Source organism: Bacteroidales bacterium (assembly GCA_016709865.1).
GTDB lineage: Bacteria > Bacteroidota > Bacteroidia > Bacteroidales > VadinHA17 > LD21.
Genome location: JADJLX010000005.1, coordinates 1,438,922 through 1,459,618, shown reverse-complemented (window position 1 = coordinate 1,459,618; position 20,697 = coordinate 1,438,922). Strand labels below are relative to the sequence as shown.

14 protein-coding genes are annotated in these 20,697 nt (G+C 41.2%); 9 read left to right on the top strand and 5 right to left on the bottom strand.

What is annotated here, in order from left to right:
* Positions 1-8 precede the first annotated feature (8 nt).
* From IPJ16_14585 to IPJ16_14560, 6 genes are read left to right on the top strand one after another with little or no spacing between them, the layout of a single operon-like run.
* Positions 9-2,729: a TonB-dependent receptor gene (locus IPJ16_14585; protein ID MBK7628401.1), complete on the top strand. Its 2,721-nt coding sequence runs from the start codon at positions 9-11 to the stop codon at positions 2,727-2,729.
* Positions 2,719-3,870 carry a DUF4249 domain-containing protein gene (locus IPJ16_14580; protein MBK7628400.1) on the top strand — a complete coding sequence of 384 codons (1,152 nt, stop codon included), beginning with the start codon at positions 2,719-2,721 and terminating at the stop codon, positions 3,868-3,870. Before IPJ16_14585 ends, IPJ16_14580 begins: the two co-directional genes overlap by 11 nt.
* Positions 3,871-3,895: 25 nt before the next feature.
* Positions 3,896-6,076 (top strand): hypothetical protein, encoded by a 2,181-nt coding sequence (locus IPJ16_14575; GenBank protein MBK7628399.1) that lies wholly within the window; start codon positions 3,896-3,898, stop codon positions 6,074-6,076.
* A gap of 45 nt (positions 6,077-6,121) precedes the next feature.
* Positions 6,122-7,525: a Gfo/Idh/MocA family oxidoreductase gene (locus IPJ16_14570; protein ID MBK7628398.1), complete on the top strand. Its 1,404-nt coding sequence runs from the start codon at positions 6,122-6,124 to the stop codon at positions 7,523-7,525.
* 12 nt (positions 7,526-7,537) lie between these two features.
* Positions 7,538-8,488 (top strand): sugar phosphate isomerase/epimerase, encoded by a 951-nt coding sequence (locus IPJ16_14565; GenBank protein MBK7628397.1) that lies wholly within the window; start codon positions 7,538-7,540, stop codon positions 8,486-8,488.
* A gap of 40 nt (positions 8,489-8,528) precedes the next feature.
* A complete protein-coding gene (locus IPJ16_14560; protein MBK7628396.1) occupies positions 8,529-9,893 on the top strand; it encodes an L-alanine-DL-glutamate epimerase in 1,365 nt (454 codons plus the stop codon).
* Between the two features lie 22 nt (positions 9,894-9,915).
* Here IPJ16_14560 and IPJ16_14555 read toward each other — a convergent pair whose 3' ends face one another.
* From IPJ16_14555 to deoC, 4 genes are all read right to left on the bottom strand, one after another.
* A complete protein-coding gene (locus IPJ16_14555) occupies positions 9,916-11,325 on the bottom strand; it encodes a glycoside hydrolase family 140 protein (GenBank protein ID MBK7628395.1) in 1,410 nt (469 codons plus the stop codon).
* Positions 11,322-12,164, bottom strand: a complete 843-nt coding sequence (locus IPJ16_14550) for a TIM barrel protein (GenBank protein MBK7628394.1) — start codon at positions 12,162-12,164, stop codon at positions 11,322-11,324. The genes IPJ16_14555 and IPJ16_14550 overlap by 4 nt, the downstream gene beginning before the upstream one ends.
* A 152-nt stretch (positions 12,165-12,316) precedes the next feature.
* The gene (locus tag IPJ16_14545) at positions 12,317-13,639 is read right to left on the bottom strand and encodes a Gfo/Idh/MocA family oxidoreductase (GenBank protein ID MBK7628393.1); all 1,323 of its coding nucleotides are present in this window, start codon (positions 13,637-13,639) and stop codon (positions 12,317-12,319) included.
* A gap of 22 nt (positions 13,640-13,661) precedes the next feature.
* A complete protein-coding gene (deoC, locus tag IPJ16_14540; protein MBK7628392.1) occupies positions 13,662-14,375 on the bottom strand; it encodes a deoxyribose-phosphate aldolase in 714 nt (237 codons plus the stop codon).
* Positions 14,376-14,453: 78 nt separating this feature from the next.
* On the opposite strand from deoC, the gene IPJ16_14535 reads away from it, so the two are divergent.
* On the top strand, positions 14,454-15,956 hold the full coding sequence (locus IPJ16_14535; protein MBK7628391.1) for an aldo/keto reductase: 1,503 nt from the start codon (positions 14,454-14,456) through the stop codon (positions 15,954-15,956).
* Positions 15,957-15,992: 36 nt separating this feature from the next.
* Complete coding sequence (locus IPJ16_14530; GenBank protein ID MBK7628390.1) at positions 15,993-16,994, top strand: family 43 glycosylhydrolase; 1,002 nt, start codon at positions 15,993-15,995, stop codon at positions 16,992-16,994.
* On the opposite strand, the gene IPJ16_14525 is transcribed toward IPJ16_14530, so the two are convergent.
* The gene (locus IPJ16_14525; GenBank protein ID MBK7628389.1) at positions 16,942-18,366 is read right to left on the bottom strand and encodes a neutral/alkaline non-lysosomal ceramidase N-terminal domain-containing protein; all 1,425 of its coding nucleotides are present in this window, start codon (positions 18,364-18,366) and stop codon (positions 16,942-16,944) included. The two genes, IPJ16_14530 and IPJ16_14525, sit on opposite strands and share 53 nt — an antisense overlap.
* Before the next feature lie 145 nt (positions 18,367-18,511).
* On the opposite strand from IPJ16_14525, the gene IPJ16_14520 reads away from it, so the two are divergent.
* A complete protein-coding gene (locus IPJ16_14520) occupies positions 18,512-20,623 on the top strand; it encodes a right-handed parallel beta-helix repeat-containing protein (protein ID MBK7628388.1) in 2,112 nt (703 codons plus the stop codon).
* The last annotated feature ends 74 nt before the right edge of the window (positions 20,624-20,697 follow it).

The window sequence follows — 20,697 nt, the reverse complement described above, 5'->3', positions numbered from 1 at the left end:
ATGCTTCAATGAAACCGATGATTCCCATATTGTTCTTCCTTATGCCTTTCTTTTACCCGATTGAGGCTCAGAACATGCAGGTGACACAGCGGTTAACATTTAAGGAGTTTGTGAAAGCAGTTGAAGCAAAACAGAAGATCAGGTTTTTTTATAAAGATGAGTGGATAAAAGATCTTACTCCGGTTAATTATTCAGACACTATCAAGCTGACGGATGTTCTTGACAATCTTTTCCGTGGAACATCGGTAAGATATTATAAAGACAGGTTTGGAAATATAGTACTTACGAAATTCTATGAGGTAAAGGTTTCTGATAAACCGGTAAAACAGGAGACTAATTATATTCCGCCAACAGATTATGGTGATTCGGGAGAATATAAACTTACCTCCGGGAACCAATTAACAGAGGTAGGAAACCCGGCTGAAAGGAATTTGCCCGGAAATGCAACTGTATCGGGTTATGTTTCTGACAGGGATACAAAATACCCTGTGGCAGGAGTAACAGTTTTTGTGCAAAAGCTTATGTCGGGTACAGTTACAAACGAATTCGGCTTTTATTCCCTTAATCTTCCTCGTGGGCTTCATAATATTCAGTTTTCATTTGTCGGAATGAGAGAAAAAAGCCTCAGCCTTAATCTTAACGGAACAGGAGAGATGAATGTTGAGATGAATAGTATGCTCATTCCACTGAAAGAAACAATTGTTTCAGCACAAAAAAACATGACCCTTCAGCGATTTGAAGTCGGAGCCGAGAGAATCAATATCACAACTTTCAGGCTTTTACCCACATCTATGGGAGAGTCTGACATAATCAAGAGTGTCCTCCTGGTACCGGGCGTGCAATCTGTCGGAGAAGGCTCAGCCGGATTTAATGTCAGAGGCGGTTCAGCCGATCAGAATCTTATATTGCTTTATGGGGCACCGGTATATAATTCATCGCACTTTTTCGGCTTCTTCTCAGCCGTAAACTCAGACATTATAAAAGATGTCACATTATATAAAGGCGGGATCCCGGGACGCTATGGGGGCAGGATCTCCTCTGTGCTTGATATCGAGAGTGTTGACGGAAATAAAAAAGAAACAAAAGGGAATATAGGCATAAGTCCGATCACAACTCATTTTATGGTTGAAGGGCCGGTTATCAGGGATACACTGAGTTATGTTATTACGGGCCGGACAACCTATTCGAACTGGATCTTCAGCCTGATACAGAACCCTGCCTTACAGAGAAGCAGGGCATCATTTTATGATTTGAATACAAAAGTCACCTATGACTTAAACAAGAAGAACAAGTTTGATTTTTCATCATATGTCAGTCACGATTCATTTCGTTTCAGCTCAGATTCAGTCTATAAGTACGATAATAAAATTTTTGCCCTTAAATGGCGCCATTTTTTCAGTACCAGGTTATTTATGAGTCTTTCCGTTAACAACAGCAACTACAGATACAATATATCAAGTCAGGAACTGACCCCTGAGTCATTCAGTCTCTCACACAGGATAAACAGTACCGGTTTCAAAGCTGATTTTAACTGGTTTCTGAAAACGCATGAATTAAACTTTGGAACAGAGACCAACAGGTATAATGTATTGCCCGGCAGTTATTTACCTCCAAATGATTCATCAATAGTGGTCCCCTGGTCACTCGACAGAGAGAATGCGTGGGACGCAGCTTTGTACATTGACGATAAAATTTCGCTAACTGATTTTCTGTCCGTCAGTGCGGGTGTAAGATTATCTTCATTTTTTGCTATTGGCCCGTCAAAAGTTTTGAACTATACCCCCGGATTTCAAAGGAGCAGATCATCAATAACCGATACTTTATACTTCGGGAAAAATGAGGTATCAGGCAAATATGCAGGTCCGGAGTTAAGACTCTCCCTTAATTTCAGGATATCAGGAAATAGCTCCCTCAAGGTCAACTACAACCGGACACGTCAATATCTTCATCTTCTTTCCAATTCAACATCAATATCACCTACTGATACATGGAAGCTGAGTGATTATTATCTTAAGCCGCAGGTTGGAGACCAGGTGGGTCTGGGTATTTATCAAATGCTGCTTAACAGCGGAATTGAGACTTCTGCGGAACTGTACTTCAAAAAGTTAACAGATATGGTCGACTTTAAGGGAGGAACCGACCTTGTAATGAATGAAAACATCATTGAAGATATTGTCAATGTAAATGGCAGGGCATATGGACTGGAACTTATGTTTAAAAAGAGTGAAGGGAAATTCCGTTACAGTTTGGGCTATACATATTCCAGAACATTTATAAGAAGCAGGAGCAATTACAGCGATGAGATAATAAACAATGGCAAGTGGTTCCCTTCTAATTTTGATAAACCAAACGATCTGGTTGCTACTTTTAACTATCTTCTTTCGCGACGATTCAGTTTCTCAACTAACTATACCTATAGCACCGGACGCCCAATAACATTTCCTGTTGCAACATATATTATGTATGAAAATATTCTGGTACACTACTCAGAAAGAAACAGATACAGGCTTCCTGATTATTCCAGACTTGATCTTTCAATTAAAGTCAGCGGCAATCTTAAATTGAAGAGACTTGGACGTCCAAACTGGACTTTCTCAGTTTATAATCTGCTTGGAAGGCAAAATGTCTACTCAATTTATTTTATGAAGGATGGAGATATTTATAAAGGCTATAAGCTTTCAGTCTTCGGACAGGCAATACCTTCAGTTACATTTAATTATGAGTTTTAGAAAAATGAAATCATTTTTTACTTTCATTCTTGTTTTGATTCTGATGAGCTCATGTATCTCCGAATTTTTGCCGCAGATAACTGAAGAAAAAGAAATGCTTGTTGTTCAGGGTTTAATTACTGACCAGAAGGGTGCCAATACAATAAAACTTTCTAAATCAATGCCTCTGGGAGTACGAAGTGAGGCCAGACCACTCGGGGGATGTCTGGTTAAGATCAAAGATGACTTTGGAAATGAAGCATGGCTGAAAGAATCTTCTCAGGGGACATATGTTACAGATTCTTTACAGTTCAGAGGCAAAGTCGGACGCTTTTATACTCTGCATATAAGTGTGCCAGAAGGAAATAGAATGATTAAATATGAATCATTCCCTGTTGAGATGAAACCGGTGCCTCCGATCGACAGTCTCTATTATCAAAAAACTGTAATTTCTGAAAAGACTGAAAAATTTGATGGTATTGAAGGCTGTCAGATTTATCTGGATACCCACGACCCCTCAAACAGTTGCAGTTATTACAGATGGGAGTTCTCCGAAACATGGAAACTCAGGCTTCCTTTCGATATTCCTAACCAGACTTGCTATATAACAAATATTTCAAAAGACATAAGTATTGAGAGCACACTGGCTTTCAAAGAAGACAGGATAGACCGGCATCCGGTAACTTATATTTCGAATCTAACAGACAGATTAAAAACAAAATACAGCATTTTAGTAAATCAGTATTCCCTGAATGAAGACGAATATAATTACTGGAAAAAGCTTAAAAATATAACAGTATCAGTTGGTGGCCTTCATGATATAATACCATCATCAATACCAAGTAACATAGTTTGTATTGAGAATCCGGGTGAAAAAGTCTTAGGATATTTCAGCGTTTCTGCAATTTCTCAAAAAAGGATATTTATTAAAGAAAAATTTACCGGAATGGTTGATCCATATGCTAAATGCGCTACAGATACACTTTATGGAGGACCCGATTATATTGAGGGTCTCGGTATTACTATATGGACTCTTTTTGATACACCTGCAGCTCCGTTCTCATCACCCCGAATAAGGATTTTTACCGAGACAAAAGGATGTGCAGATTGTACGGTAAGAGGGACTACTGTAAAACCATTATTCTGGATTGACGATGAGTAAGAGTTTAAATTGCGAATCTGTTTAAATGAAGAAAATAGTTAAGTTGGCGATTCTTTTTGTTACCGGGTTTCTGATCCTTGAGAATTCCTATTGTCAGATCCGGTCTGATTTGAATGAATCAATTAAGCAAAGTTTTCTTAATTATACCAATACAGTTCCCTGGGAAGAAATATATGTGCACTCTGACAGAGACGAGTACATTGCAGGAGAATACCTCTGGTTCAATATTTATCTCTTCGACAGGAAATCCTCATCCTTGTCGGAAAAAAGCAAAATTGCCTACTTAGAAATACTGAATTCAGAGAACAGACCTGTTGTCCAGAAGAGGATCATACTGAATAAAGGAATTGGTCCGGGCCAAATCATTCTTCCTGATTCTTTAAGTCCGGGAGTTTATACTATCAGAGCCTATACAAACTGGATGAAAAACTTCATGCCGGTTAACTGCTTTATGAGGGATATAAAAGTTTACAATTCATTTATTAATAAGCCTTTCAGGAATAAAACCAATAGCGGAAGCACTATTCGGAAAGAAAAATCAGGCACAGAATTTTCGGATGAGAATTCTTCTGATCTTTCAATTGAAGCAGACAATTCAAATGCTGATAGCCTTAAACTTTTTATCAGGTCAGGCGAAAAATTCCGGTCAGATAACAATAATTTGATTTCTCTTTTTATAGAGACTCACGGTTCAGTTAACAGAGTAAGTACAGAGAGGATTTTTTCGGATGTCACTGAAATTTATGTTCCGAAAAGCGAACTCGAAAGCGGAGTAAATCATATTACTGTTTTTAATTCAAAAGGTCAGCCTGTTACTGAAAAGTTTGTTTATAACGCTGGCCGGGATGGCACTGAACTTAAAATTAATTCAGCTGACAGTTGCAGCATCAGAAACAAAACTGTTATTGACATTGAATCAGCAGTTTCAGAATCTGATACATCAGGATTTCGGAACCTGAGTATATCAATAACTCCTGATACAGGTGAAGATGAGCCTGTGAGTATGAAAGATTACCTGGTTTTTGGAACTGAGTACGGATTGCAATTTCAGAACAGCATAAAAGATATTAATTTTTCAGAACTGAGTATTGAAGCTGCAAACCGGTTGCTTTCTAAAGTAAAAAGTGACTGGATAGACTGGGAAAAGATACTGAGTAATGAGAAGCCTGTTTTAAAGTACCGCATGGAGAAAGAAGATCATCTTCTTTCAGGCAGGTTGGTATATACCCCGCCTGTCACATCAGATTCTGTGAAGTTTGTTCTGATGTGCTCACCTGGTAAAGAGCCAGGGTTTCAATACTCTAAACCGGATGCAAATGGTTTTTTCAGCTTTAATATCCGTATAGATGAAGGACTTAATGATCTGATTATTATGCCTGATTATATCTCCGATAATTTAAAGCTTGTTATAGAATCCTCTTTTTCTGATAAATACCCCGATTCAGGAACCTCAGTTGATACGACAGGAAGTCCTGAACCTTTGCACATTCAAATGTACAGCGCTAATTATCAAATAAGTAAGATTTATAAAATTGCACCTTCAGGTGAACCTTTAGCTCCTCTTTTCAAACCGCTGGAAGCATTAAAATTCTATGATAAACCCGATATCGGCCTGGTACTTGCCGATTATATCAGTCTGCCAACAATGGAGGAGATCTTTTTTGAACTATTGCCGCGGGTCTCCCTGAAGAGGAAGAAAACGGGATATGAGATATTAATTGCTGACAGAGTAAATGACAGTCAATATGTTTTGTCACCGGTTCTCATGATTGATGGAGTCAAAGTAAAGGATGCCTCAGTAATCGCTGAGCTTAATCCGGAACTGGTGGAACGTATAGATGTAATAAAGGAAATTTATCTGGTAGGAACATATTCTTTTCCGGGCTTAATTAATGTTGTCACAAAGTCGGGTGATTATAGTTGTATCGCTCTCGATGATTACATGACAAGGTTAAAATACAGGGTGGCAGAGCCGGTCATGTCATTTCCCCTGCCAGACCATGGTTCAGTGAAGTCGGAAGAAGGGATTATACCTGATTTCAGGAATACATTATACTGGAATCCGTCAGTAAAGCCGGTACTTAAGGGCAAATCTGAATTATCTTTCTGGACTTCTGATATTCCTCTCGGATACATAATAAACATTCAGGGAGTCTCATCTGAGGGGAAACCTGTGTTTTTAAAAAAGCGTTTATCCGTTTTTTAGAACTAAACAAAAGAAATAGTATCTTTCAGAACAAATCTTAATATTATGAGCAGGACAATTAAAACCACACGCCGTACTTTTTTAGCAAATACTGGTATTGTAACCGCAGGAGTAACTCTTGGAGCGTCTTCATTAAGTGCCGCAAGTTATAACAGAATAATTGGTGCAAATGATAAAATAAATATGGGTTTTATCGGTATCGGTAACAGGGGCTCACAGCTTCTGGCTTCGTTTATGAAGCAGCCTGATGTTCAGATCGGCGCTTTTTGCGATATCTATGAGCCTTATCTTCAGCGCGACAGGAGTAAGGTAGATCCCAGATATATAAAGGATCTTGGAGTACAGATTCCCGGATTAGGGGAAACATTTCCAAATAAGGTTGAGAAGTATAATGATTTCAGGAAGCTTCTGGAGAATAAAGATATAGATGCAGTAGCTATTGCAACACCTGATCACTGGCATGCAATCCAGATGATTGAGGCTGTGAAGGCAGGAAAGGATGTCTATGTTGAAAAGCCACTCACAAATACAATTAAAGAGGGTCGTGCCATGGTTGATGCCCAGGCAGCAACAAAACAGGTAGTCGCCGTTGGATTGAACAGAAGAGGCAATACTGTTTATCAGAAACTGGCTAAAGATATACCTGCCGGGAAAATTGGTAAAGTCACAGTTGCCCGCGCTTACAGGATTAATAATATGTTCCCTGAAGGCATCGGTAAAATGAAAGCTGAGGCACCGCCAAAGGACTTTAACTGGGATATGTGGCTGGGACCAAGGGCTTATCGTCCTTACCAGTATAATATTGCTCCGTATAAGTTCCGCTGGTGGAATGATTATTCGAGCCAGATGGGTAACTGGGGAGTGCATTTCATGGATGTGATTCGCTGGATGATGGGAGAGAAGGCTCCTGTGGCAATAAGTGCGCATGGCGGTAAATATGCATTTCAGGACGATGGTACTATACCTGATACAATGCAGGTTACATATGAATTTGCTTCAGGTGCACTGGCTGTTTTCTGTATCTATGAGGCAAGCAGCGGAGGCCTCTTCCCGTATGGTGAGGTAGAACTGCGTGGTACAAAAGGTACACTTAATGCAAGCGAAAGCGGATATAAAATTACATCTGCCAAACCCGGACAGTTCCAGTCATGGAAGGATCCGATTAAAGATGAGTCCTATGAATCGAAGGATGAGATGCTTGGCGACGGCAGCAGTCGCGACAGTACCACAAATCTTGTAAAAAACTTTGTAGAGTGTGTTAAAACACGTGCCACTCCGATTGTACCCCTGGAAGAGGGTCATCGTTCAACAAGCTTTGCGCACCTGGCAAATATTGCCCTCGCCACAAAAGAGCGGCTTCAGTGGGATGCTGAAAAGGAAAGATTTACCAACAATGAAGCTGCAAATAAGCTACTTCATTATGAATACAGGGCTCCATGGAAACTTTAAATATCTGAGATTATGCAAAACAGAAGACAATTCATTTCAACAGTAGCTGCCGCAGGCGCAGCTATCCCATTTGTTTCGGGTATGGAGTCAATCATTCCTTCCCCGGCAGAAAGCAAATATCCGGTAAGGCTCTTTTCCAAGCCCCTTGATACTTATGATTTCGCATTTATGTGCGAGTGCATCGTAAAGTCAGGAATTGGAGGTATCGACCTGGTTGTCAGACCGGGCGGGAGAGTAGAGCCGGCAGTCGTTGAGAAAGAACTGCCCGAAAGGATTGCTGAGGCAAAGAAATTTAACCTTGTTACTGACATGATGGTGAGCGGAATTACTACTGCGTCTGATCCGTTTACTGAACGGGTTTTAAAAACAGCCTCAGCTGCAGGAATAAAATATTACAGGCTTGGTTGGTTTGATTATGATCAAAAAGCCAATATCTGGGACTCACTCCAGAAATCAAGAATAGTGATTAAGGAGATTGCTGAGCTTAACAAAAAATATAAAATTCACGGAGGGTATCAGAACCATGCCGGACCAAGAGTAGGCGGCCCCGTCTGGGATCTGCATGAACTGCTGAAGGATATTCCTGCCGAATATCTGGGAAGTCAGTATGATGTAAGGCATGCTATGGTAGAGGGTGCTAATACCTGGATCCTTGGAATGAAGCTCATTGCGCCTCATATCCGTACACTCGCAATAAAAGATTTTACATGGAAGACTGTAAATGGCAAAGCCCAGGCTGTTACTGTACCTATGGGAGAGGGAATGATAAACTGGGATACATTCTTTAAGACAGTTAAGGAATTGAATATCACCGGACCCCTGACACTCCATATTGAATACCCATTGCTTGAGGCAGGAGAGGATAAACTCCCCCTCACTCAACAACAGGAAATAATCGTAAGAAAGATTAAAAAGGATATGACATTTCTCAATACATATCTTGATAAATATCAATTAACCTAATATGTCTCTACATAACCGCCGCGACTTTGTAAAACTTGGAATGTTAGCCTCCGGAGCTGCACTTTCTTCCTCGCCTCTCGATTTTCTTGCATCCCGGCCGGCAGAATCAGCATCTAAGTCAATCAGAATCACAAGGGTAAGTTCCAACTTTGAGAGGGAGCCATTAATACGCCCTTTCGGATTCAAAGGCGGTTACATGACTGAGATCTGGCAGTCGATGGCATACATGGAAAGTGATTCAGGCAATCATTCGATTGGATTATGCTCACAGAGTGTTCTGTGGTCCGATGCCAGTGTATTTGCATCACATTCTGAAAGCGGTGGCAATTCACTTATGTATGCAATGACAGAGCGAGCGATGCAAGTCATTGCCGGACAAAGTTTTACGTCACCTGTTGAGCTTTTGGATAAACTCTACCCTGAAGTTTATGAATATGGTAAAAAGATAACTTCCAATCCTGCTCTCAGAAAGACATTCGCTCTAAATGCACTTGTCGGAGTTGACAATGCTGCCTGGATTTTATATGCCAGGGAAAATGGAATTACAAGTTTTGATGGTATCATTCCTTCAGCATACAAACCGGCACTTTCTCATAAACATGATAAGGCAGCAGGAATACCTCTGATGGCTTATACTATTCCGATAGAAGAGATTAAAGCGGCCACCGGCCAGGGTTACTTTTTCATGAAGATAAAAATAGGTCAGCCGGGTACACAGGAAGAGATGCTTGAGAAAGATAAAGCACGGCTGACTGCTATACATCAGGCAATAGGTAATGTAAAGACTTCCCATACCAAATCAGGAAAGCTTCCTTATTATTTCGATGCCAACGGGCGTTATGAGAAAAAAGAGACACTCCTGAAACTTCTTGACCATGCCAAGGCAATAGGAGCTTTTGACCAGATAGCTATAATTGAAGAACCATTTGCCGAGGAGATCGAAATAGATGTATCAGATATACCAGTAAGGCTGGCAGCTGATGAGAGTGCACATAATGTTGAAGATGCCATAAAACGTATAGAGATGGGTTATAAGGCAATTGCTCTGAAAGCCATAGCCAAGACACTCAGTATGACAATGAAGATTGCCCAGGCAGCTTATGAACGAAATGTGCCATGTTTCTGTGCCGACTTGACTGTTAATCCGGTTCTGATAGAATGGAATAAGAATGTTGCAGCCAGATTAGCCTCTTTCCCGGGGATTGGAAATCTCGGACTTGTAGAAAGCAATGGTCACCAGAACTACCTGAACTGGAATACTATGATGACTTACCATCCCCGCAAGGATGCACCGTGGGTACCTGTTTCCAGAGGAGTGTACGAACTGAATGATGAGTTCTACAGAACCGGTGGGGGCATCTTCGATCCTATGCCGCATTACGAGAAGATGTTTGCAAAACCCTGACACTTTCTCAGGATAGATTTATTCAATCGGAAACTCCGGGAATTTTAAAATTCCTGGATGAGTCATCAAGAACCAATATCCAGTCGTTACCTCGTCCTGTAGATGGCGGAGTAAATTTCCTGGTGCCTGTTCCCGGAAATGAATCAAATGGTTTTGCTTCGCCTTTACGTGGATCGAACCAATATGCATTTATAGTTTTTGCTCCTATCTTATCGAGTTGAATCTCTGCACTCCATCCTGTGGGGAAATAGATAAAAGCATATCCCTCTCCCCTGGTAGCTACTACATAATCTGTTTCTGGATAATATGCCGGCACAATAAGTGCCTGATCAGGAACTCTTGTAAGAAATGGGCGTGATTCAATGAGCCTTCGGGCATGGATAAGATCGAATGCTCCGGGCAGATCAAGAACATCATACCAGTTGTTGCGGACAAGTCCCACAGCTTCTCTTTCAGGAGCCTTCATCTGCCATACCGGATGACAACCATATGTGTGTCCGAATCCACCGCTGAAAAGATTCCAGTACATTGCCTGCCTAACATCTGCATCATCAAACCATCCAAGAACATTAGGATTCCAGCCTACAGGATGATCTTCATAGCGGGGTTCCCCGTCGAAGCATGGCTTAACGGGTGAGAGGTTATAATCGCGGACAATAATCCTTTTGTATATAGAATAACTACGCTGTCCATGACCAGTCTGACACATATTAAAATCAAGCCAGCTGCTGTTCTGGAACCATTCAGATGAGCTTCTCTCCCCCCAGGGATGGAATGTCATAAGATGGTTTTTATCAACCGATTTTATTCCTTTTCCGATGGCATCCCATACCGGAGTGTTAGCTCCGCCGCCATCCCGGTCACCTCCGTTAATCCAGATAATATTTGGAAAATCTTTGTATCTGTTGCCTATCCACTGACCATAACTGAATGCATTTTCGCTATTGAAAATTTTAGGTCCTTTACCCCATGATGCCGGATCGACTTTATCTCCCCATGTTGGCAGTAATCCTATGAAAATACCTTTTTCTGCAGCTTTTTTTATTACCCAGTCTACATGTGAAAAATAGGCTTCATTCGGTTTAAGCGGATCATTGTCAATTAATGGTCTGTTACCCTCTGTATTCGGAGTATTAAGTCCATCAAGTTCAGCAAGGGCAACTGCCTGTATAACAGTGAATCCTTTAGCCCTCCTGTTCTCAAGATATTTTTCAGTATCCTCTTTATTAAGCCGGTGAAAAAGTTCCCAGCCTGTGTCTCCAAGGTAATAGAATGGTGTACCGTCTTCAAATATGAGAAACCTCTTATTATCAGAGACTTTAAGCTTTCCATGAGAAAGATTTACCGATACTCCTTTCCAGGGATTCTCCTGGGCAAATAATGAGTTTACTGTTATTAAGATAACAATAATAAGAGCAAGTAGTTGTTTCATAATATTTTTTTAAGATAATCACCAGCCGATTTTAGACATGCCATTCCATCCTGGACATTATCACGTTCAACAAAAAAGTGTTGAATACCCTGTTTCTCTGCTTCAATGAAAAGTGAAGGGAAATCAATTATTCCGCTGCCCGGACATTCAAAATCCATCTTTTGTCCGGGTGCCATATCTTTTACATGAAGCACCGGAAATCTGCCCGGATACTGCCTCATAACCGATAACGGATCTGCTCCTCCTTTTTTTACCCAGTATAGATCGAGTTCACACTTTACGAGATCACTGTCAGTATTTTTCATAAGGTAATCAAAAGGAAGTCCGGTTTCCATCGCAGCAAACTCCTTATCATGATTATGCCAGATCAGTGTAAGACCGTTTTCTTTGCAGACCTTTCCAAGGTAGTTAAGCCTTTCAGCGCTCTTTTTACAATCTTCAAGTTTAAATGGACCTCCGGTATACCATGGCCAATAAACAACAGCATACTTTACTTTCAGGCTTTTCAGATAAATCATGCTCTTCTTCAGTTCCTCTTCAGATGCCCTGAATTCGAATCCCCCTACAGGAAGTGACATACCGATCTCTTTAAGGTACATCAGGAAACTCTCAGCCGATTCTCCCAGATACTCACCAGTTTCAATTTCAGTGTAGCCATATGATGCAACTGTCTTCAGGACAGATTTCCAGTCCCCCTCAAGCTCTTTGCCAATTATGCCTGAAATAAAGCCGAAGTTTTTCAGTTTTTTAGTCCTCTGAACTGCGAGTGATTCTGGGGCTGCAAAAGAAACTGCCAATGCCGCAGCTGTACCTGTAATGAATTTTCTTCTTGTTATCATAATGTAGTTGTATTATTTAAAACCTTTTTAAACCACAGAGACACGGAGATCACAGATAGTCACAGAGTTGCAATGTGTCAGACTCCCCTTCTACCTAAACGCCATTGCGCCCTTGTGCCTTTGAGCCATTGCGCCTTTACGCCATTACGCCTTTAAATCTTCGGAAGCACCCACGGTGCCCGATAAGCCGGGGTAATAAGCTCATTCGCCGCTTCACTGTTTGTAAACCTGCTGTTCGCATCATCCCATATCAGCATTGATTCTCCGACTCTGGCAGCTATATTGGGAATATGAACATGGACGGCTGCTGCTCTGCCTGTCTCGGGCGGACAAGCGGTTTTATTCCGTGTTTTAATACACTCGATAAAGTTTCTAACGTGTTCACCGTGTGACTCTTTGCCTTCAGTGTATCTGATCTCTTCAGTCATTGGCTTTTTAGCTGTATCGTCCCACTCAGGGTATAGAGAAAGTTTGTTGCGGTCAACGAAGATTGTACCATTATCGCCGATTATTTCAATGCCATAAGGCATGTCATAAGGTCCTTTCTGCACACCTCCGGTGACATCATAATTAATTACAAAATCTTTGTATGGATAAATAACCGACATTGAATCAAAAGTCTCCCTGCTTCTTGGTTCGTGGAAGGTATTTCCTCCATAAACAAGTACTTTCTGAGGCGGACCGGTAACATTGCCTGCCCATAGTCCTATGTCGAGAAGATGTACGCCCCAGTCGGAAACAAGACCGCCGCCATAATCCCAGAAATGCCGCCATGATCCGTGAAACCTGGTAGTATTGAATGATCTCTTTGGTGCTGGTCCGAGCCACATATCAAAATCAACTCCTGCAGGAACCGCCTCATCGGGGACAATTTTATCTCCCGCACCATACTCAAAGTTAGCCCAGATATTTATCTTTCTCAGTTTGCCAAGTGAGCCGTTTTTAACCAGATCAATCGTTTTCTGAAAGATATAGCCGCTTCTCTGCTGCTGGCCAATCTGGACTACCCTGTTATATTTTTTTGCAGCATTTACCATAATATTACACTCTGCAATGCTGTTAGCCATCGGTTTTTCGCAATAGACATCTTTCCCGGCCTGCAATGCACTTACCATAATATAGCAATGCCAATGGTCAGGTGTGCCGATAATTACTGCATCTATATCCTTCTGCTCCAGTACCTTGCGAAAATCTTTATACAGCCTGGGTGACTGGTTAAACTTCTTTTTAACCTCTGCAGCCTTTTCATTAAGTACCGAATCGTCGATGTCGCACAAAGCAACACAATTTACACCCGGGTTCGACAGATGGTGCTGAAGTATTCCGAATCCCATGTTTCTGCAGCCTATCAGTGCGATGTTAAGGGTATCAGAAAGTGCTGTCTTTCCTGTATAGGAGAGTGCAGGCACAACTGAGGTCATTCCTAATCCTGCCGTTGTTAATGCTGTTCTTTCGATAAATTTCCTTCGGTTCATATTCTGTTATTTTAAGAAATAATCAATCTTTAAAACGATTCCTGGCCTCATTAAGCATAGCCTCCGTGGCTGTAGCCCCTGATCGCGAAGCTCCTGCTTCCTTCATTTTCAAAAGATCATCCAGAGTTCTCACACCACCGGCGCATTTCACCTGTACTTTTGATCCTGAATGCTTCCTCATCAGTTTAATATCTTCAATTGTAGCACCTTTGTAGTTGTAGTCTCCGTTTGGTTGTTTTACAAACCCATATCCGGTTGATGTCTTTACGAAATCTGCCCCAGCCCTTGTGCATATCTCACACAGTTTAATTTTATCCTCTTCCTTTTTTACATAATCGGTCTCAAATATCACCTTAACAATAGCTCTGTTCCTGTGGCAGGTATCAGTTATTGCTTTAATCTCTTTCTCAACGTATTCCCAGTCACCTCCGAGAGCTTTTCCAATATTGATCACCATGTCAATTTCTGTTGCACCGTCATTGCAAGCCTGTTCTGCCTCAAATATCTTTACCCTGGTCGAACTGTTCCCATGAGGAAATCCGACTACACAGCCTACAAGGACATCAGATCCTTTAAGCAGACTGACAGCAGTTTTAACCGCATAGGGTTTAACACATACCGATGCCACATTGTATCTCTTAGCTACTGCGCATTCCCTTATCAGATCATCATCTGTCATTACCGGATTAAGGATAGAATGGTCTATCATCTTCGCCAGTTCATGTACTTTTATCATAATTAACCTTTCTAAAACAAATTTATCATTATATTTCTGAATTATTGCTTCAATTTTAATGACTTAAATTATTTAGCCATGGCAACAAAAAACCAAATGAACCGTAGGAAATTTGTAAGAACTACAATTATGGCAGCTGCAGCAACTGCAGTTCTCCCGGCTCTGACATCAGGATGTTCCAAAGCTCCTGTGCCGATGAAGCGTAAATTTGGTAAACTGGAATTCGAGGTCACTACTCTGGGACTTGGCGGTCAGGCATCGCTTCAGTGGACTCCCGACGATGTTGATCCGGTACAGATTATCCTGAAAGCATTTGATCTTGGAATTAACTATTTTGATACTTCAAATCTGTATGGCCCGAGTCAGGTCAATTTTGGCAAGGCATTCACGAAACTGAATCTTATTCCGGGACAGCCGGGTTACGATGATAATCTGAGAAAATCAATATTTCTTACCACAAAGACGCACCTGCGTTATGCCAGGGGAAATGGCGAAGTTCAGGGTGTAAATAACTGGACAAATGGTGAGCAGGGAACTCATACAATCGATGACCTTCATCGTTCTCTTTCACAAATGTTCGGCGATGGAAAGGGAAATTATCCAGAAGGGGCATATTTAGACATGGTTCTCTTTCATAACCTTAATACAAGAGAAGAGGTAGATGCCATCTATGAAGGATTGGAAAACACCGATCCTGCTGCTGAGCGGATTGGTGCTCTGGCTGCTCTTCGTGATTACAGGGACGGAACCAATCTGACAGGATTGAATCCAAAGAATGAAAAACTGCTGAGACATATCGGATTCTCAGGCCATTTTGATCCTTCTGTAAATATGTACATGATTCAGCGTGACAAGACCAATCTGCTTGATGCTATGCTTGTTGCGATTAATGCAAACGATAAGCTGATGTTTAATATGCAGCATAATGTAATTCCTCTTGCAATGGCAAAAAATATGGGAATAATTGGCATGAAGGTATTCGCCGACGGTGCCATGTACACAAAACCTGCTACCTGGTCGAATACCAAAGAACATGTTGTGAGAAGTGTTGGTGATGCAAACCTCCCAAGTAAGCCGCTTATTCAGTATGCCCTCACTACCCCCGGAGTGCACCTTGTTATTATCGGCATCGGACAGGTAAGTGATGCAAAAGAGAAGTGCCAGTTGACAAACAATCTTGAGGCGTCTCAGATATTACCCGACGGACTTAATGAATCAGAAAGAACAGCTATCGAGGAGATGGCAAAGAAGAGCAAGAATGGAATGACAAATTACTTTCAGACTCCTGCACTGGCACTCACTGCCCCCAGGGATGTTTTTGTAGTTGGTTCATCTGCTGACAATGTCAGAGATGTTAAGATTGGTTTCAGTACCGCATATGCATTTGATGCTCCATTAAGCAGGTATGAGATCTGGCGCGACGGTAGTAAAGTACAAGAGCTTCCGTTTACCCCTCAGCTTACTACAGATCCTATCATCTGGACGGATTCTGTAAATGATAAAAACCAACATAAATATATTGTGAAAGTCGTTGACGGGAAGGGAAGAGTAGCTGAATCATCTGAGGTTGTAACTGCCTGATAAGTATTAATTCCATCATTAATCGTTTATCAGTTGATGCGAACAAGACTTTTTATTTTATCAGTAATTTTGGTTTTTGTCACCTTAAAAGGTTCAGGGCAACAGTCGGATAATATGCCTAAACCTGAAATGTATTTCGGTGATACTTCCAGAACCGGAACCCCGTTTTCAAAAGATCCTCACGTGATTAAATTTTCAGGAAGGTACCTGATGTATTATTCAATACAGCCGTATAAGGATAAATCAAATCCAGTGCAGGGATGGGGGATCGGAATAGCAGAAAGCAGTGATCTGATTAACTGGAAAAAGACCGGTGAAATAACTCCTGCTGCAGATTATGAAAGCAAAGGTTTATGTGCACCCTGTGCCAGGGTTATTGACGGGAAGGTTCATCTTTTTTACCAGACATATGGTAATGGTAAAGATGATGCAATATGTCATGCTATCTCCTCTGACGGAATAAACTTCACCCGCGATGCCACCAATCCGGTCTTTTGTCCTGATGGACAATGGACATGCGGCAGGGCTATCGATGCAGAAGTAATTAAGTATAAAGGAAATTACTTTCTCTATTACGCTACACGCGATCCGGATTATAAGATCCAGATGCAGGGTGTTGCCATTTCTTCCGGGACAAGTGATTTCAGCAGAAGCAGCTGGAAAAATCTTTCAACAGACAAACCAATGCTTCAGCCTGAGCTTCCGTGGGAGAAAGATTGCATTGAGGGAGCCTCAGTTATAGAAAGAAACGGAAAACTCTATATGTTCTATGCCGGTGCCTATAACAATGCTCCTCAGCAGGTTGGAGTTGCAGTAAGCAAGGATGGAGTAAAATGGAAGCGCCTGTCTGATAAGCCTTTCCTTCCCAATGGAAAGCAGGGAGAATGGAATTCAAGCGAGTCGGGCCATCCTCATATTTTTCTCGATGAAAACGGAAGAACCTACCTGTTTTTTCAGGGGAACAATGACAAAGGGAAGACCTGGTTTATTTCAAAGACTGAGGTAAAATGGGATAAAATGGGCCCTTATATTCAATAATTGAATCATTCATTCTTTCAATCAATTCCATTGCATAATCGCCCATTGTCGGACCGAACCAACCCATAAGTTTCGATTCATAATGATCGAGATAGAAATATTTTCCCGGCATAATATACCCGATATAACTGCCATTGTACCCTGAGATTATTGCTTCATAATTCTTGCCTGCAAGCAGTTTCTTAATTATTAGGGCAGATTCCCCGCTGAAGTCACCCGGTGTGAAAACCCACATTAAATTGTTGAGGCTTAATGTCTGGAGGTAAACATTCTTCGGCAGAGGCATTAACCTGTTGCTGAGTCCTGATGTTATATTTTTGTTTGTTGTAAGTCTGATATGGTATTCGGGCAGATTAAGTTTGAGTGAAAGTGAAGAAACTGTTGATTTTTCAATCATTCTGATACTTTTCAAGTGCACTAAGACGCTGTCAGCCAGCGATTCTCCAATATATTTTGCATTATCAAACTCATCTCCTTTTCCAACAGGACTCTGGCTTCCGGTTGATCCGGCGCAGAATAAGGCAATATCAGCGTATGAGGCTTCTATTTTTCTTTGCCAGTATCCCGGATAGTCTCCGCTGATCAGCATGTTTGTTCTTCCAAGTGTTGTGGCATGAGAAGAGAATGATCCTATTACTGCTTTTCTTCCCCCGAATTGTTCTATAACAATGAAACTAAAATCTTTATTTATAGTCTCCTGGTTACCTGTCAGTCTGTTTCTGGTGAATGGTGAAGCATTAAAACTTCCCGATCCAAGTTTTGCCGGCATGAGGTCAGCCATAGCATTAATTACGGCAGCCCTGATCTGGCTGATGAGCCATTTCTCCAGATTCTTGTTTTCTTTTCCGGCAAAGGCTTTAGCCATGAGACCGTAGCCCCATCCGCCAATGCTTGAGTGGGAGTGGGTAGCGGCAAAAAAAAGCTGATCCCTCCTTATTCCTTCTTCAGATAATTCTATTACAGCTTCATCAATTATATTGGGCGGCATAATAAGGATATCGCCACTTACAAGAACAAGTGTCTGATTCCCTGTCTTTAATGCAACGGCTTTGACAAAGATACTATCGTGAATGCCCTCTGCAGGTTTTCCACGCCGGTTTCCGTATCCTGCCAGCGGTATTATATTCTGTTTTGCCTCTTTCTTCCTGTCATACTTCTTACTCAGGTCAGGAGTTATACTGATCCGTGCAAAACCTGCATAAAGTGTATCATTTACATTTATTATTCCCGGTTTCAGACTATCGAGACGTGATACTGTTTGTTTATAGTAATCTGTTTTAAAATATGGAGTTTTAACAACTGAGCAGCTGGTGAAAATGAGTAAAGGCATAAGCCAGAAAAGAAGTCGTCCTGAAGAGAATCGGTATAGCATCTTTTATTTATTTCAATGTTTTTCTTTTTACCACAAAGGTACACTAAGGTTTACACGAAGGAACACGAAGGTCTTTTTATTCATCTTTCCGTTGCAATTTAAAATTTAAATACATAGCTTATGACTTTAAATTTAACTTATAATTATGAAAACTCAATTGACTGTCCGATTGATAATTGTTATGATTTTAGTAAGTCATTATTCTGCTTTTGCACAGATTATTTATCTCTCTCCAACAGGAAATGACAGCAATCCGGGAACTGTTGATAAACCACTGGCCACACTTACTGCTGCCCGCGACAAAGCCCGGGAATTAAGAAAGAATTCTCAGGTCAGCCAGCCAATTGAGATTATTGCCAGGGAGGGCGAATACTTTATGGTCGAGCCTCTTTTTCTCAATCCTGCTGATGGAGGTACTCCTGCGTCGCCGGTTATTTACAGGGCCGAGGCAGGGAAAAAAGCTATATTCAGGGGAGCTGCGGAGCTTAAGGGATGGGAGAAAGTAAATGATAAGCTCTGGAAGGCCTTTGTTCCACAGGTTGCATTTTATAATTCGTATTTCGAACAGCTTTATGTAAATGGTAAGCGTGCAACACGTGCAAGGACTCCAAATGCCGGAGTTAATTTTGTTAAGAAAGTTACTGAGACGGTACTCGAAAAGGGCGGAGGAAGATCCCCTGAACTTGCAGTTCAGAAAATTGAACTTGACAGTTTAGACGCTAAGTGCTTTCAGACCTTTTCGAAGCAGGATTACAATGATGCCTTAATTGTGTTCTATCATAACTGGGATAATACCCGGAAACGGATTACCGGATATACAAGGCAGAATTCTTCAGTCTATACGGTCGGAGAAGGGATGAAGCCATGGAATCCGATAAATAGTAAATCGAGGTGGTTTGCTGAAAACTTCAGAAGTGCCCTTGATGCTCCGGGTGAATGGTTTCTCGACAGATCGGGATACATATATTATATTCCTGATGAGGGGGAAACTATTTCAAATACAACATTTTATGCTCCGGTGCTTAAGGAGTTTATTTCAATTCAGGGAGATCCTCTTACAGGAAAGAAAACGGGAGATATTAGATTTGAAAATCTTGTTTTCCAGATTGCTGGTTATCTGACTCCGGCCGATGGAAATGAGCCGGCTCAGGCTGCTGCTCCTATAGATGCAGTTGTTACCCTTGATTTTGCAGAAAATATAAGTTTTAGGAATTGTGAGATAGCTCATACCGGTACTTATGCTTTCTGGATTCGGAGAGCCTGCAGCAACTGTTCTGTTAATCAGACTTATATGCACGACCTTGGGGCCGGCGGTGTGAAAATCGGAGAGACAATAATCCGGCCTGATATAAGTGAAATCACAAACAATATCACAGTTGACAATAATATAATCAGGGATGCCGGTCATGTTTTTCCCTGTGCTGTCGGTATAATTCTTTTTAATGCCAGCGACTGCAAACTGACTCATAATGAGATAGCAAATCTAAGGTATTCGGGTATTTCAGCCGGATGGGTCTGGGGATATGCAACAAGCCCCTCGAAGAGAAATACTATCGAATTCAATCATATACATCATCTGGGGTGGGGCGAGTTATGTGATATGGGTGGCGTATACACCCTTGGTGCTTCAGAAGGTACCACCGTTTCAAATAATGTTGTCCATCATATCTATTCATTCGATTACGGAGGCTGGGGACTTTATACCGACGAGGGATCATATGGTATAGTTGAGGAGAATAACCTCGTTTACGAGTGCAAAAATTCAGGTTTCCATCAGCATTACGGAAAGGAGAATATAATCAGGAACAATATTTTTGCAATGAATATCAGAGGGCAGCTTCAGGCAACACGGGTAGAGGAGCACAGGTCGATAACATTTACAAATAATATTGTCTATTTTGATAAAGGTTCACTTCACGTTAATAACTGGTCAAAATTTAATCTGTTAACTGACTACAACTGCTATTGGGATACACGAACAAAAGATATCAGGTTCACAGACAAATCATTCTCTGAATGGCAGAAAACAGGAAAAGATACACATTCAGTTATAGCCGATCCCCTGTTTGTAAATCCTGGCGCCTTTGATTTTCATTTCAAAAACCAATCTGTGATAAAAAAGATAAAATTTGTACCTTTCGATTATTCGAAAGCAGGGGTATATGGTTCTGAAGACTGGAAAAAACTTGCAGTTTTTGATCCGTCGCTGGCACTGATGTTTGATGAGAGAGTACAGAGTCTGGAATCCAAAAAATGAAAATTGATTTCGAATATTAATTTATAAAATTTGCTGTTAATATTCTCATAATTGTTTACTTGCACTACCATTTC